This is a genomic window from Streptomyces sp. NPDC048664 (assembly GCF_040650555.1).
Classification (GTDB): Bacteria; Actinomycetota; Actinomycetes; order Streptomycetales; family Streptomycetaceae; genus Streptomyces.
Window position 1 is genome coordinate 25,643 of record NZ_JBEZHK010000028.1, and the last position, 14,375, is coordinate 40,017.

At 70.6% G+C, this 14,375-nt stretch carries 11 protein-coding genes and 1 tRNA gene; 10 read left to right on the top strand and 2 right to left on the bottom strand.

Annotated features, from left to right (window positions below):
• Positions 1–231 precede the first annotated feature (231 nt).
• Complete coding sequence (locus AB0C59_RS26395; RefSeq protein ID WP_363008756.1) at positions 232–1,023, top strand: AfsR/SARP family transcriptional regulator; 792 nt, start codon at positions 232–234, stop codon at positions 1,021–1,023.
• A gap of 30 nt (positions 1,024–1,053) precedes the next feature.
• On the opposite strand, the gene AB0C59_RS26400 is transcribed toward AB0C59_RS26395, so the two are convergent.
• The gene (locus tag AB0C59_RS26400; RefSeq protein WP_363008758.1) at positions 1,054–2,832 is read right to left on the bottom strand and encodes a phosphatidylglycerol lysyltransferase domain-containing protein; all 1,779 of its coding nucleotides are present in this window, start codon (positions 2,830–2,832) and stop codon (positions 1,054–1,056) included.
• Between the two features lie 386 nt (positions 2,833–3,218).
• Here AB0C59_RS26400 and AB0C59_RS26405 point away from each other — a divergent pair, with 386 nt between their 5' ends.
• The 6 genes from AB0C59_RS26405 (at position 3,219) to AB0C59_RS26430 (ending at position 10,470) form a co-directional block, all read left to right on the top strand.
• Positions 3,219–3,593, top strand: coding sequence for a hypothetical protein (locus tag AB0C59_RS26405; protein ID WP_363008760.1), 375 nt, complete (start codon positions 3,219–3,221; stop codon positions 3,591–3,593).
• Between the two features lie 458 nt (positions 3,594–4,051).
• Positions 4,052–4,672 carry a DUF5819 family protein gene (locus AB0C59_RS26410; protein WP_363008762.1) on the top strand — a complete coding sequence of 207 codons (621 nt, stop codon included), beginning with the start codon at positions 4,052–4,054 and terminating at the stop codon, positions 4,670–4,672.
• Positions 4,673–4,677: 5 nt separating this feature from the next.
• Positions 4,678–5,718 carry a hypothetical protein gene (locus tag AB0C59_RS26415; protein WP_363008764.1) on the top strand — a complete coding sequence of 347 codons (1,041 nt, stop codon included), beginning with the start codon at positions 4,678–4,680 and terminating at the stop codon, positions 5,716–5,718.
• A complete protein-coding gene (locus AB0C59_RS26420) occupies positions 5,711–6,913 on the top strand; it encodes a M23 family metallopeptidase (RefSeq protein WP_363008766.1) in 1,203 nt (400 codons plus the stop codon). Before AB0C59_RS26415 ends, AB0C59_RS26420 begins: the two co-directional genes overlap by 8 nt.
• Positions 6,914–7,036: 123 nt before the next feature.
• Positions 7,037–9,025 carry a protease pro-enzyme activation domain-containing protein gene (locus AB0C59_RS26425; RefSeq protein WP_363008768.1) on the top strand — a complete coding sequence of 663 codons (1,989 nt, stop codon included), beginning with the start codon at positions 7,037–7,039 and terminating at the stop codon, positions 9,023–9,025.
• Positions 9,022–10,470, top strand: a complete 1,449-nt coding sequence (locus AB0C59_RS26430; protein ID WP_363008770.1) for an NAD(P)/FAD-dependent oxidoreductase — start codon at positions 9,022–9,024, stop codon at positions 10,468–10,470. The genes AB0C59_RS26425 and AB0C59_RS26430 overlap by 4 nt, the downstream gene beginning before the upstream one ends.
• Before the next feature lie 187 nt (positions 10,471–10,657).
• Here AB0C59_RS26430 and AB0C59_RS26435 read toward each other — a convergent pair.
• A tRNA-Leu gene (locus AB0C59_RS26435) sits at positions 10,658–10,741 on the bottom strand.
• Positions 10,742–11,366: 625 nt separating this feature from the next.
• On the opposite strand from AB0C59_RS26435, the gene AB0C59_RS26440 reads away from it, so the two are divergent.
• The 3 genes from AB0C59_RS26440 to AB0C59_RS26450 all read left to right on the top strand — a co-directional run bounded on the left by AB0C59_RS26440 (position 11,367) and on the right by AB0C59_RS26450 (position 14,367).
• Positions 11,367–12,212 (top strand): DUF3662 and FHA domain-containing protein, encoded by an 846-nt coding sequence (locus AB0C59_RS26440; RefSeq protein WP_363008772.1) that lies wholly within the window; start codon positions 11,367–11,369, stop codon positions 12,210–12,212.
• A gap of 10 nt (positions 12,213–12,222) precedes the next feature.
• Positions 12,223–12,741 (top strand): FHA domain-containing protein, encoded by a 519-nt coding sequence (locus AB0C59_RS26445; RefSeq protein WP_363008774.1) that lies wholly within the window; start codon positions 12,223–12,225, stop codon positions 12,739–12,741.
• A 120-nt stretch (positions 12,742–12,861) separates the two neighbouring features.
• The gene (locus tag AB0C59_RS26450; protein ID WP_363008776.1) at positions 12,862–14,367 is read left to right on the top strand and encodes a Stp1/IreP family PP2C-type Ser/Thr phosphatase; all 1,506 of its coding nucleotides are present in this window, start codon (positions 12,862–12,864) and stop codon (positions 14,365–14,367) included.
• Positions 14,368–14,375 lie beyond the last annotated feature (8 nt).

A 14,375-nucleotide genomic window follows, 5' to 3' on the forward strand; every position in this document is an offset into this window, starting at 1 on the left:
TACGCCGGACCGTTCGCACTTCATGCGACGGACAGCGCATTTGCCACACTTATGGCATACGTCACACACGATCGGCCCGTCGCGCAGGGGCTCAAATCAAGGTGAGAGAAGCGCCAAATCTCGGCAAAAGGAACGTTGTGACCTTGCGTGGGGCCCGGCGTGCTGTGGAAGATCAGCCGTTGGCGGGACTGACCATCTCGCCGTCACGGAAGAACGTCACGGGGGGCGCAATTGAAATTCCACATTCTCGGTCCAATCGAGATTTCGGCGGCCGACGGCTCGACCTCTCCGGGCCCAGGCGCCCTCAAACAGCGAGCGCTGTTGGCACTGCTGTGTCTGAACGCCGAGCGAGTCGTCTCCGCCCAGCAGTTGACCGGCCTCGTCTGGCCGGACAGCCCACCACGCACCGCGGCCACCGCTCTGCAGGTCTACGTGTCCAGGCTGCGCAAACACCTGTCAGCGCTGGGCGCGGACCCGGGCGTCCTGACAACGCGGGCCCCCGGCTACCTCCTCGACCTGGGGCAGCGCCATGAACTTGACCTGCATCGCTTCGAGTCGACGGTGGCCAGGGCCCACGGGCTGAGAACCGTCGGGCGGATGGCGGAGGCCTCGGAACTACTGGCCTCCGCCATCGCCCTGTGGCGCGGGCCGGCGCTCGCCGACGTCCGCGGCCTGCCCATGCTGGACGACCTTGGCCGCCAGCTGGACGAGAAACGGAATTCCGCCCACGAACTGCGGGTGGAAACGGAACTCCGGCTCGGCCATAACTCCTGGGTGATCAGCGAGACCTACGGTCTGATCGCGGACCAGCCGCTATGGGAGAACCTCTATCTCTATCTGCTGGTGGCTCTCTATCGGAGCGGCCGCACCGCCGATGCACTCGGCGTCTACAACACCCTGCGGAACAAACTCGTCGAAGGGCTGGGCATGGAACCGAGTCTGCGGCTCCGGCAGGTGCAGCGCGCCATTCTCTCCCGGGCCTCCTGGCTGGAGGACGGGGCCGCCCTTCCGCTGGTGTCCTAGATATGTGTCCCGAGGACGTCCGTCCCCGCCTCAAACGGCGGAACGGCCGTCCTCGGCCAGGGCCGGCGCCAGGGTGGTCCGTCGCCCGGCACGTCCGGGCCGGGGCAGTTCAAGGGTGATGAATGCCTCGGCCCGCATGATGGCGAGCCCGATCCGGGGCAGATCACGCGCCCGTGGATACACCAGGAAACGCGGCTCCCAGTCCGGCTGGAATTTGGCGTTGAACTTGTAGAGCGACTCGATCTGGAACCAGCGCGAGGAAAATACCAGCAGTCCGCGCCACACGCGCAGCACCGGTCCTGCTCCGAGCCGCTCCCCCCTGGCCAGGGCCGAGCGGAACACCGCGAAGTTCAGTGACACGCGGCGCACGCCCATCTGCTGCGCCGCCTGCAGTGCCGCGACGATCAGCAGTTCGTTGAGACCAGGGTCGGCGGAGCGGTCGCGCCGCATCAGGTCCAGCGAGATGCCCTCGGGCCCCCAGGGCACGAAGTGCAGGAGCGCCTTCAGATCGTCACCGGACGGCTCCTGCCCGGTTGCCTCGTCGGGTGCCCTGTGGGCGGTGACGACGACGCACTCGCCGTCCGCGGGATCACCGAACCGGCCCAGTGCGGTGGAGAATCCGCGTTCGACGGTGGTGCCCCGCCACTGTGCCGCGGCGTCGCCGATCCGCTGTCGCTCCTTCGCGTCCAGTTCGGCGACCCGGCGCACCCGGCAGACGTAGCCGGCCCGTTCGATCCTCTTCACCATCTGCCGGACGTTGCGCATGGCCCGGCCCGACAGCGAGAAGTCGGCCGTGTCGACCACCGCCTCGTCGCCCAGCTCCAGAGCGTCGAGTCCGGCCTCCCTGGCCCAGATCTCCCCGCCGGTCTCACTGCAGCCCACGACGGCGGGCACCCAGGCGTGCTCGCGGGCCTCGGCCATAAAGGCATGGATGGCGCCCGGCCAGGCTTCGACGTCGCCGAGCGGGTCGCCGGAGGCCAGCATGACCCCCGAGACCACCCGGTAGGCGATCGCGGCCTTTCCCGAGGGGGAGAACACCACGCTCTTGTCGTGCCGCAGCGCGAAGTAGCCCAGGGAATCGCGGGCACCGTAGCGGTCGAGCAGCGCTCGCACCCGCGACTCGTCCTCCGCCGTCAGCTCCGGTTTCGGCGTCTCCGGGCGCAGCGCGAGCCAGACGGTGGTCAGCGCGGTCAGCAGGCCGAGGGCACCCAGCGAGTAACCCACCAGGTCGGCGATCCGGGCCGACGTGTACCGGACCGGCCCCTCGAAGCCGAACAGGCCGTACAGCACGTGCTCCAGCCGCTGCGGGAAGGCGTACGGCCGGCGCTCGCTCGACGGGTGGACGCTGACGACGAGCAGGCCGAGCAGCACGCTGACACCGCCGAGGCCGAGCAGGCCGACGAGCGCCCGCAGCCGGGTGCGCGGGTCGGCCTTGGCGTAGAACTCGCGCCGGTGGACCACGATCGCCCCCAGCAGCACCAGCGCGATGACCGCCGTGACCAGCTGGTGGCGGTGCAGCAGGTGAAGCGCCGCGCTCACCGGAAGCAGCACGACCACCGCGCGCCAGGCCCGGCGCTTGCGGCGGCGCAGCGCGTGGGCCAGCAGGATCAGCAGCAGTCCGCCGGTCAGCTGGCCCACCGCGGCCAGTGTGGTCACCCCGCCGGGAAGCTCACCGAGCCAGCCGTGCACCCGGGAGTGCCGGAAGCCGGGAAAGAGGGCACTCACCAGATCCAGGACACCGATCAGTCTGCAGACATGGCCCGCCACCGCCGGAACCCATGGCCGTCCGTTCCGATAACGCTCGTTCATAGTGCAACCCTAGAGGCCGGAAAGGACGAAAGCCCCTCTCTTGTCTGCCCATTTCGAGATGCGTTAGCGCGGGTTTAGTTTCCTCTCGAAAATCCCACCCGAAGGTAAAGGTTGCGCGATCCGAAGTAGCACCTGAAGCCCAATGAACTGGAAGAACCATGAGTAAACCCCCCGGATTTGAGCTTTTACTGAGCTTGGAGCATGCAACTCCGTTTGAGGGGCGCGAAATCCGTTGAGCGTCCCGTGGGGTCATGGCTAGAGTGAAGCCACTCCCCGGTCGCTCAAGGCATTAAACGTGCCATGCCGAGCCTTGGGAGAAAGTGCGCACTTGTCTGCGAATCGATTCGCGCATCCTCTTGAATTCTCACTACTCGAAGGGAACCACCATGAACGGCAAGCGTGCCGTCGCCGGTGCGGTCATCGCGGCTCTCGCCGCGGTCGGCACCGCGGGTCTCACCACGTCCAGCGCCTCGGCTGCCTCCCTGCCGCAGCACAAGGCCGCCGCCCAGCACTCGGTCGCCACCGCCCAGGTCCTCAGCAAGGGCGCGCAGCCGCAGTTCTGGCACGCGATCGCGCAGAGCGTCGCCGCGGCGACGGTCGTCAAGGCGTCCGAGGCGGCGGTGAAGGTCTCCACCAAGCTGAAGTCGAGCGAGTCCTCGTCCTCCAGCGAGTCGTCGTCCTCGTCCAGCGGCGGTCCCGCCCTCAGTGGCGCGACGGCGCACGGGGTGATCCTGGGCGACACCGCCTACGACGCCCACTGACCCTCGGCGTCGAGCAGTTCCGTACCGCCGCACGACGTGCGGCATCGAGAGATCCACTGGCGTCGGCCGACCACCGGCGCCGCGTGACCTGTGGCGCCGGCGGACATCCGGCGCAAGGGGGAAGACCCACGGCACTGCCCGGCAGGCGGAGCCGCGTGGCATACGGCATCGACCGACCGCCGGTGCCGGTGACGTGAGCCACCGCAGGACCAGCGGTGCGAAGTGACATGTGGTGTCGTGTGCCCACCGATGCCGATCGACCCCCGGTGCCGGGGCGGGGCGCCCCGCCCCGGCACGCAGTCTCGCGCGGATCCACCACCGTTTCCGAATCGACCCGACCTGGACGTCGACCCACCTGGATGTGGACAGCGATGAGAGTTCCCGCGCGCTCGCGCGCATCGGAGGGTGCACCCCCGGCGGCGGGTGCACCCCTCCCACCGACCGTACGGATCAGTGCGTTGGCAGCCCTCGCGGCCGTGGCGGTGTACTGCCTGTGCTGCCTGGTGTACAACGCCCCCGCCTCCCCGTTGAAAGACCGCGTCAAGGAACCCGCCACGGCCGTGATGGAGCCGTACTTCTGGCAGGACTGGCAGCTCTTCGGGCCCACGCCCGGCAGCAGCGACGACCTCATCTACCTGCGTGCCCGGATGAGGCTTCCCTCGGGCAGGACCGTGGAGTCGAGCCCCGTCGAGATCGAGCAGGCCATCGACAGAGCGCCGCAGGACTTCCCCGTGAACCCCACCAAACTTCCCGGCGTCCTGCTCGCGTTCGACGCCGCGGCCAACCACTACGCGAGCATCGCGACCAAGTTCGACAAACTGCCCGCAGCCGACCGCAAGGACGCCCGGACACGCCTCGACCGCCAGTTCGCGTCGGACTTCGAGGAAATGCGGCGGTTCTTCTCCGTCCAGGCGAAGGCCCTCTACCCGGACGCCCAGATCATCGCCGTCCAGGCAACCTTCAAGAACCGTCCCATCGTCCCGTTCTCGGCCCGGTACGCGGTGCCCAAGCCGAAGGAGCACGAGCAGGGGCTGCTGGCGACGTCATGGATGACCTACGCTCCGGAGGTGGCCCAGTGACCGGCGTGTCCGCTCTGACAGCCAGGGCATGGCGAACCGGTAGGGCACGGCTGGACACGGCGCTGCTGCGCCTCGCGACCCGCAGGCACCGGCTCATCGGCATCGCGGCGCTCCGTGTCGTCATAGGCTTCGCCACGGTCCTGTACTGCCTGTCCGACTACTCCAGGCGCCGCTTCCTGTGGGGGCCGGACTCCTACAACTCCCTCTCCACGGCGAAGGGCGCGCTGCCGCGCTGGGGCTTCTCGCTCTTCCTGTGGAGCCATTCGACGCTCTGGTTCGAGGTCGTCTTCCACGCCGTGATCGTGGTCGCCCTCGCCTTCATGATCTTCGGCGGCCGATGGCTCACACTGGCCCAGGCCGTGATGATGTGGTCGCTGCACAACCGCAACCAGGACGTGCTCGAAGGCGGCGACAACCTCGCCCAGATCCTCATCCTGTTCATGGTCTTCACCGTCTCCGACGCCTACTTCGCGCCCGGCGCCAAGCGGCGGCGCGCGCGGCTGAGGGAGCGGGAGCAGCCGACGGTCTCCACCGTGCTGCACAACCTGGCCGCCTTCCTGATCGTCTTCCAGACCGCGGTGCTGTACCTCGCCGCCGGCTACTGGAAGATCACCGGGAAGATGTGGCAGGACGGCGTGGCGATGTACTACATCAGCCGGATCACCGGCTTCCAGATGTCGGCGGCGTACACGCACCTGATGAGCAATGCCTACGTGGGCACCGCCGTCTGCTACTTCACGATCGCCGTCGAACTCGCGCTGCCCTTCGCGATCCTGTCCGCCCGCCCATGGGTCCGGAAGGCCAACACCCTGGCCCTGGAGGCCATGCACGTGGGCATCATGGTCTGCATGGGACTGGTGTGCTTCGGCCTGCTGATGATCGGCGCGGACTGCACCTGCCTGCGCGACGACGACTACCGGTCGCTCGCCCGGCGCCTGCGGACCCTCAAGGAGCGCCTGCTGCCCCGTGGTTGGTCACCACTGCCCGCGCGCGGCATGAGCCCCGTGGCGATCGCGACCGGACAGGACGGGGTGGCCGATGCGTGACACCGTCATGGAACCGACGGGCGGCACCGGCTCGCAAGGCGCGGCAGCGGATGCCCTGTACCGGTTCCTCACCGCCGGGCGCGCCGACCGGGAGCGCCTCGCGCCGCGCGTGGTCGCCGCCGTGGGACGCGAGCGGCTCGACGAGATCGTGGACGCCGCCCTCGCACGCGTGGGCGAGGTCACCGGCGTGCACGACAGCCCCGACGGACTGGTGATCGGCGGCACTCGGGGGCGCGCCCTCGCCTTCGCCGCCACCGCGGACGGCCGAACCCTCGACCATCTCCTGATCGCCCCCGGCACGTACCGCCCCTCACTCCCGGGCCTCGCCCGGCTGCGCCCGGCCCTGCTGTGGACCGTGCTGGTGGCACTGTTCGTCGTGCGGATCGACGCCTGCTGGGAGGCCCCCTCACAGGTCGCCTGGTGCGGGCGCCTGCTCGTCGTCGCGGTCGGGTACCTGGTCGTCGAGGGCTGGCGTGCCCCCGCCCTGATGCCGTGGTGGGCCCGCCGGCCGCTGGAGGCGGGGGCCCTCGTCGCCCTCGCCTCCGCCTGGCGGCTGCCGGAGCTGCCCGCGCCGGGCGGCGCCGGCGAGCTGGTCGTGGGGGCCTGCCTGGTCGCCGTCGTCGGCGTGCTGCTGGTCCGGGCGCGACGCCACCGCTGGGGAACAGCCGTCTCCCGGCCGCTCGTCTTCCCGTTGCGGGGCGGTAGTTGGTACATCGCGCAGGGCGGAGGGCGCGGCCTCAACCACCATTTCGCCTTCCCCGAGCAGCGTGGCGCCCTGGACGTGGTCCAGGTCGGCCCCGGCGGTACGCGGGGGCGCTCCCGGGGCGTGAACGAGAGCTACCTCGTGTACGGGCAGCCCGTGCACGCCCCCTGCGACGGTACGGTCGTCGCCGCCGCCGGCCACATCGACGACCAGGAACCCGGCACCATCCGCTACCAGCCCGCCTACGGCAACCACGTGTGGATCGATACCGGCGCCGAGCTCGTCAAGCTCGCCCACCTGCGCCCCGGCACCGTGACCGTAGCCAAGGGCGACACCGTGCGCGCCGGGCAGGTGCTCGGCGAGGTCGGCAACTCGGGCAACAGCACCGAGCCGCACCTGCACATCCACGCCGAACGCGACGGCGTCGGCCTCGACCTGGAGTTCGAGGGGGTCCCGGGCCCGCTGTGCCGGGGCCGGACCGTCCGCTCGTAGACCACACCACGCCCTTCATCACGGCAGGCAGCCCTCCGGCCCGCACGGACGACGTGCCCGGGGCCGGCCGCCTCGTCACGTCCTGCGCGTCCTCGGCATCCCCCTCACCAGAAGGTCTTACCTGTGCCCCTCCATGCCCCCATACGCCCGCTGCGCCGTCTGCGCGGCTCGGTGGTCGCGGCTTCCTGTGCCGCCCTGCTGTGCACCGCCGGGTTCCTGCCCACCGCCCACGCCGCCGACCGGCATCCGCTCATGGGATCCCGGCCCGCCTACGCGACGCCGACCGCCGACGCGGGATCAGTGCCCGGCGACCGCCGCGTCAGCGCACGGCTCTACCTCAACTCCCGTGACCCGCGAGGCCTGGCGGCGTTCCTGCGCGATGTCACCGACCCCCGCAGCCCGCACTACCGGCACTTCCTCACCCCCGCGCAGTACCAGCGCCGCTTCGGCCCGGCCGACCGTCAGATCCAGACCGTCACGGCATGGCTGGCCAGGTCCGGGTTCACCGTCACCGGCCGCACCCCCCACTATCTGAGGATCGGGGGCCCCGCCCGCGCCGTCCGGCAGGCCTTCGGCACGAGCCTGCATCGCTACCGCACCGGACGCGACACCATCGACGCTCCCTCGGCCGACCTCAGCGTGCCCGCCTCCCTCGGCTCCGCCGTACTCGGTGTCACCGGCCTGTCCCTCCCCGGCGCGGCCCGCCCGCTGTCCACCCCGGCGGCCGCCCTCGACGTACCCGCCGACGGTGCCGTCTGCTCCGGCCACTTCGGGCAGAAGCCCGCCACGAACTTGCCTGAGGCATACGGCAGGACCTCCACCTACGCGCCCTGCCCCTACACCCCCGCCCAGCTGCGCCACGCCTACGGCGCGGGCGGCGGGGGCAGCGCCACCGGCCGCGGCGCCACCGTCGCCGTCGTCGACGCCTACGGATCGCCGGACATGGCCGCCGACACCGCCCGCTACGCCCGCGCCACCGGCGACCGTCCTTTCCGGCCGGGCCAGTACCGCGAGCAGGTCACCCCCTCCCAGTGGCAGATCGGCGACGCGTGCGCGCCTCCGCGCACCTGGGCCGGCGAGCAGGCTCTCGACATCGACCTCGCCCACGGCCTCGCCCCGGACGCGAACGTCCTCTACGTCGGTGCGAACTCCTGCCTCGACAACGACCTGATGAACGCCGAGTCGTACGTCATCGACGGCCGCCGGGCGGACGTCATCTCGAACTCCTGGGCCGAGATCATCCACTCCGCCCCAGGGCACCTCATCCCTGCCCTGGTCGCCGCGTGGAACCTGCTCTTCCAACAGGCCGCCGCCGAAGGCATCGGGGTCTACTTCGCGGCGGGTGACTGCGGCGACTCCTCGCCCCAGGCAGCTCTGACCGGCGTCAACTGCGACCCGAAGACCACCCGCGCCCAGGCCGCCTTCCCCAGCGGCTCCCCGTGGGTCACCTCGGTCGGTGGCACCACCCTCGCCCTGGACCGGCACGGCGACTACGCCTGGGAGACCAGCATGGGCGACGAGTTGTCCATCCGCACCGACAAGGGCAACGGACCCTGGGGACCCATCCCGGGCGTCTTCGCCTTTGGCGGCGGCGGAGGCGCGAGCGACTTCCCGCAGCCCTGGTACCAGCGCGACCGCGGCACCGGCGACACCGGGCACCGCACGACTCCCGACGTCGCGATGGAGGGTGACGGGGCACTGCCCGTACTGGTCGGGTTCACCGACGCCGGAACCTTCCACCTCATCGGATTCGGCGGCACATCGGCGGCGGCCCCCGCCTTCGCCGCCCTGCAGGCCGACGCGGAACAAGCCTCCGGGCACCGGATCGGCTTCGCCAACCCGCTCCTGTACGCACTTTCCGGTTCCCGCACCCAGGTCTTCCACGATGTCACCGACCGGCCCGCGAACGCCGGATCCTCGCCCCTCACCGTGGTCCGCGACGAGGGCCCCGACACCGACACCTCCACCGGCGCCCAGCGCTACATCCTCTACACGCTCGGCCATGACTTCGGCCTGCCCGCGCACCGCGGCTACGACGAGGCCACAGGCCTGGGATCTCCCGCCCCGGGATACCTGCGCTGGTTCCAGTACACCAAGGGCGCCCTACGGTGACCGCCGACGCCATCGTCGTGGGAGCGGGGCCGAATGGCCTCGCGGGCGCCGTCACGCTCGCCCAGGCGGGCCTTTCCGTGACCGTCCTGGAAGCCGCCGCCACCATCGGCGGCGGGACACGCAGCGGCGAGGTCACCGTGCCCGGCCTGCTCCACGACCACTGCGCCGCGGTGCATCCCATGGCCGTCGCATCGCCCTACCTGCGCACCCTCGGTCTCGAACGCCACGGACTGCGCTGGGAGCACGCCGAGACCGCCCTCGCCCACCCCCTCGACGGCGGCCACGCGGCCGTGCTCCAGCACGATCTGGCCGCGACCGTGCGGGGTCTCGGCGTCGACGGCCCGGCCTGGCGTCGTCTCTTCGCACCCCTGACCACTCACTACGACGCCCTGAGCCAAGACCTCATGCGCCCCCTGGCGCGGCTGCCCCGTCACCCCGTCCTGACGGGCAGGTTCGGGCTTGTGGCAGCCCAACCTGCGCAGTGGACCCTGCGTCGATGGCGAGGCCAAGCGGCCCGTGCCCTGTTCGCAGGCATCGCCGCCCACGCGCTGCAGCCGCTCGCCGCCCCGGGCAGCTCCGCCATCGGACTCATGCTCACCGCCGCCGCGCACCGGCACGGCTGGCCCGTCGCCCGTGGGGGCTCTCAGGCCATCGCCCACGCGCTCGCCGCCCGTCTCGTTGAACTGGGCGGCACCATCGAAACAGGCACCCCCGTTCGTTCCCTGGGAGACCTTCCCCCCGCCCGCACGATCCTGCTCGACCTGGCTCCCCACGCGGCAGCGGGGGTGTGCGGTCCCCGTCTTCCCGCCCGCATCCGACGCGCCTACACCGGCTACCGGCACGGGCCCGCCGCGTACAAGGTCGACCTGGCGGTGGAGGGCGGCGTGCCATGGCGTGCCGATGCGTGCCGCAAGGCGGGCACCGTCCACCTCGGCGGAACCGCGGAGGAGATCGCGGAGGCCGAACAGGCGGCGTCCCGCGGACGGATGCCCCGGCGCCCCTTCGTTCTGGTCGCCCAGCAGTACCTCGCTGACCCCGGACGGTCGGCCGGCGACATCCACCCCGTCTGGGCATATGCGCACGTCCCACACGGCTACGACGGAGACGCGACGGCCGCCGTCCTGGACCGGATCGAGCAGTACGCCCCTGGACTGCGCGACCGCGTCGTCGGCCTGTCCACCCGCTCCCCTGTCCAGTTGGAGGCGTACAACCCCAACTATGTCGGCGGAGACATCCTCACCGGCGCCAACTCCCTCGCCTCGCTCGCCTTCCGCCCACGCCCCGCCCTCGATCCGTACGCAACGGGCATCCCCGGCGTCTACCTGTGCTCGGCGGCGACGCCACCGGGCGCGGGCGTGCACGGCATGTGCGGCCACAATGCCGCGAGATCGGCATTGCGAGAACTTGGCCTGACCGTGTCCCCGCCGGCCTACCCGTCACCCTGAGAGCCGATTCGCCGCACTGAGCGGCTCTGTCTGGGATCTCGCCTCATCGTTCGCCGCCGGGCAGCCACGCATGTAAGAACCATCACAGCGCCGCCCACGTGCCGGGGCATGCAGAAACGGGCTGATCGTTATTACGATCAGCCCGTTTCTTCGGTGCTATCAGGACACCTTCATCGGTGTCCCTCTGTGCGCGAGGGGGGAGTTGAACCCCCACGCCCTTGCGGGCACTGGAACCTGAATCCAGCGCGTCTGCCTATTCCGCCACCCGCGCATTGGGTGTGTCCTCCGACTCCCGCCCCTTGCGGTGCTGGCGCCTTCCGACATGCAGAACATTAGCACGCTGACGAGGACGGCTTCACATCCCTTTCCCCGGGGCCCCTGGAACCCCGGCCCCACCAGCCAGGACCCTGACCTGCGGGACCCCGGAGCGGACGGGTCCGCTCCGGACCCGGGGAGCCCGTTCCGCCCGTCCCCTCCCCCGCCTCCACGACCCCTCGCTCCCCCACCCCGCGCCACCCCCTGCCCGACCCGGCCGGCCCGGTACGTGTCCCTTGCCACAACCGTCTCGACGCGTGTCTGTTCACGTATCAACCTCGTACCGGTCAGGCTCATCTCCACAGGAGAGGGCGGGGACCACAGCCAGGTGCGGGACACTGGTCATCAGCCCCCTCTACGATCCATGCCAGGAGTACGTCGAAGGAGTACGCCGGGGACGCGTTCGAAGAGGCCGTCCGCAGGGAACTCCGCAGGCGTCGACAACCCGTCGACAGAGCCGACAGGGGGAACCAGCCGATTTTCCGGCACGTGGATACGATCAGTAAGCAGTATCGGGCGAGCGGCACACAGGGCAGTACACAGAGCGGTACGCAGGACGGCAGCGAAGGAGGAGGTGCCCCATGGGAGTCCTGAAGAAATTTGAGCAGCGTCTAGAAGGCCTGGTCAACGGCACCTTCGCCAAGGTGTTCAAGTCCGAGGTCCAGCCGGTGGAGATCGCCGGCGCGCTCCAGCGCGAGTGCGACAACAACGCGACCATCTGGAACCGGGACCGCACGGTCGTCCCCAACGACTTCATCGTGGAACTGAGCGCGCCCGACCACGAGCGGCTGAGCCCCTACTCGGGCCAGCTCGGCGACGAGCTCGCGGGCATGGTGCGGGACTACGCCAAGCAGCAGCGCTACACCTTCATGGGCCCCATCAAGGTCCACCTGGAGAAGGCGGACGACCTCGACACCGGTCTGTACCGGGTGCGCAGCCGCACGCTCGCCTCCTCCACCGGCCAGCAGGCGCCCTCCTCCGCCCCGCCCGGGCGGCAGAGCGGCCCCGGCGCCGGATCCGGTGGCTACGGCTACCCGCCTGCCGCGGCACCCGCGGGAGCGCCCCCGATGCCCAGCGCGCCCCCCTCCGGCGGGGCCTCCTCGCCCTACGGCAGGCGGCCCTCGGGACCGGCCGCGGGCGGCACGCACACCCGCCACTGGGTCGAGATCAACGGCACCCGCCACCAGATCTCCGGCTCGACCCTGGTGCTGGGTCGCAGCACCGAGGCCGACGTGCGGATCGACGACCCCGGCGTCTCGCGCCGGCACTGTGAGATCCGGACCGGCACGCCCTCGACGATCCAGGATCTCGGGTCCACCAACGGCATCGTGGTGGACGGGCAGCACACCACCCGCGCTACGCTCCGCGACGGCTCGCGGATCGTCGTGGGCAGCACCACCATCATTTACCGGCAAGCCGAAGGGTGAAGCGGGGGCAATGTCAGAGCTGACCCTCACGGTCATGCGGCTGGGTTTCCTGGCCGTCCTGTGGCTGTTCGTGATCGTGGCCGTGCAGGTCATCCGCAGTGACCTGTTCGGAACACGTGTCACACAGCGCGGGGCGCGCAGAGAGGCCGCCCGGCCGCAGCAGACCGCCCGCCAGCAGGCGGCACCCCCGCCGCAGCGGCAGCAGTCCGGCGGCGGTGGCCGCCAGCGCCGCGGCGCGCCCTCGAAGCTCGTCGTGTCCGAGGGCTCCCTCACCGGCACGACGGTCGCGCTCCAGGGCCAGACCATCACGCTGGGCCGCGCCCACGACTCGACGATCGTGCTGGACGACGACTACGCCTCCAGTCGGCACGCCCGGATCTACCCCGACCGGGACGGCCAGTGGATCGTCGAGGACCTCGGGTCCACCAACGGCACGTATCTCGACCGGACCCGGCTGACGACTCCCACCCCGGTACCGCTGGGTGCGCCGATCCGCATCGGCAAGACCGTCATCGAGCTGCGGAAGTAGTACGACAATGAGCGAGCGGAGCGAGCACGCAGTGGCGGCCCACCTCCCGGGCCCCGGCGCGCTCCCGACCGGAGGGTGGGCACCGTGCGGATGTACCCGGAGCCGACAGGCGAGGTGCGCATGAGTCTGTCACTGCGCTTCGCCGCCGGATCGCACAAAGGCATGATCCGCGAGGGCAACGAGGACTCCGGTTACGCCGGTCCGCGGCTGCTCGCGATCGCCGACGGGATGGGCGGCCAGGCCGCCGGCGAGGTCGCCTCCTCCGAGGTGATCTCCACCATCGTCGCGCTGGACGACGACGTGCCCGGTTCCGACATCCTCACCTCGCTCGGTACGGCGGTGCAGCGCGCCAACGACCAGCTGCGGGTCATGGTCGAGGAGGACCCCCAGCTCGAAGGCATGGGGACCACGCTCACCGCCCTGCTGTGGACCGGTCAGCGGCTCGGCCTCGTCCATGTCGGCGACTCCCGCGCGTATCTGCTGCGCGACGGCGTCCTCACCCAGATCACCCAGGACCACACCTGGGTGCAGCGGCTCGTGGACGAGGGCCGCATCACGGAGGAGGAGGCCACCACGCACCCGCAGCGCTCCCTGCTGATGCGGGCGCTGGGCAGCGGGGAACACGTGGAGCCCGATCTGTCCATCCGCGAGGTGCGGGCCGGGGACCGGTACCTGATCTGCTCCGACGGGCTGTCCGGGGTCGTCTCCCACCAGACGATGGAGGAGACCCTCGCCAGCTACCAGGGCCCGCAGGAGACCGTGCAGGAGCTGATCCAGCTCGCGCTGCGCGGCGGCGGCCCCGACAACATCACGGTCATCGTGGCCGACGTGCTCGACCTGGACACCGGGGACACCCTGGCCGCCCATCTGTCGGACACCCCGGTCGTGGTGGGCGCGGTCGCCGAGAACCAGCACCACCTGCACGACAACGGCATCATGCAGACGCCCGCCGGCCGCGCCTCCGGCCTCGGCCGCCAGGTGCCCGAGCAGGGCGGCGGCGGGGAGTTCGGACCGCCCGGCAGCGGTGACACCACCGGCTACGTGCCGTCGGGCAGCTTCGACACGTACACCGACGAGGACTTCGTCAAGCCCCGGGGCGGCCGCAGGTGGCTGAAGAGATCCTTCTTCGCCGTCCTGGTGCTCGCCCTGATCGGCGGCGGCTGCTACGGCGCCTACCGGTGGACGCAGACGCAGTACTACGTCGGCGCCAACGGCGAGCACGTGGCGCTGTACCAGGGCATCAGCCAGGACCTCGCCTGGCTGTCGCTGTCGAAGGTGGAGACGGACCACCCCGAGATCGAACTCAAGTACCTGCCCTCGTACCAGCAGAAGCAGGTGAAGGCGACCATCACGGAGGGCGGCCTGAGCGCGGCCCGGACGAAGGTCGCGGAGCTGGCCGTCCAGGCGTCGGCGTGCAAGAAGGAGACCGAGCGCCAGGACGCGGACGCCAAGAACAGCTCCAAGCCCGCCACGGGAACCACGAACACCTCGTCGCCGTCAAAGGCCACACAGTCGCCGAAGCCGTCGGCGTCCCCGTCCAAGACCCAGACCGCACCTTCGCCCACACCCGGCCCGCGTCTCTCGGAGGAAGAGCAAAAGGTCGTCCCACTGTGCGGCAAGCAGTGAGCAAGCCG

Bases quoted from the DNA above. Each gene is read 5' to 3' on its own strand.
- AB0C59_RS26405 (WP_363008760.1), top strand. From the start codon at position 3,219: ATGAACGGCAAGCGTGCCGTCGCCGGTGCGGTCATCGCGGCTCTCGCC.
- AB0C59_RS26440 (WP_363008772.1), top strand. From the start codon at position 11,367: ATGGGAGTCCTGAAGAAATTTGAGCAGCGTCTAGAAGGCCTGGTCAAC.
- AB0C59_RS26400 (WP_363008758.1), bottom strand. From the start codon at position 2,832: ATGAACGAGCGTTATCGGAACGGACGGCCATGGGTTCCGGCGGTGGCG.
- AB0C59_RS26450 (WP_363008776.1), top strand. From the start codon at position 12,862: ATGAGTCTGTCACTGCGCTTCGCCGCCGGATCGCACAAAGGCATGATC.
- AB0C59_RS26420 (WP_363008766.1), top strand. From the start codon at position 5,711: ATGCGTGACACCGTCATGGAACCGACGGGCGGCACCGGCTCGCAAGGC.
- AB0C59_RS26445 (WP_363008774.1), top strand. From the start codon at position 12,223: ATGTCAGAGCTGACCCTCACGGTCATGCGGCTGGGTTTCCTGGCCGTC.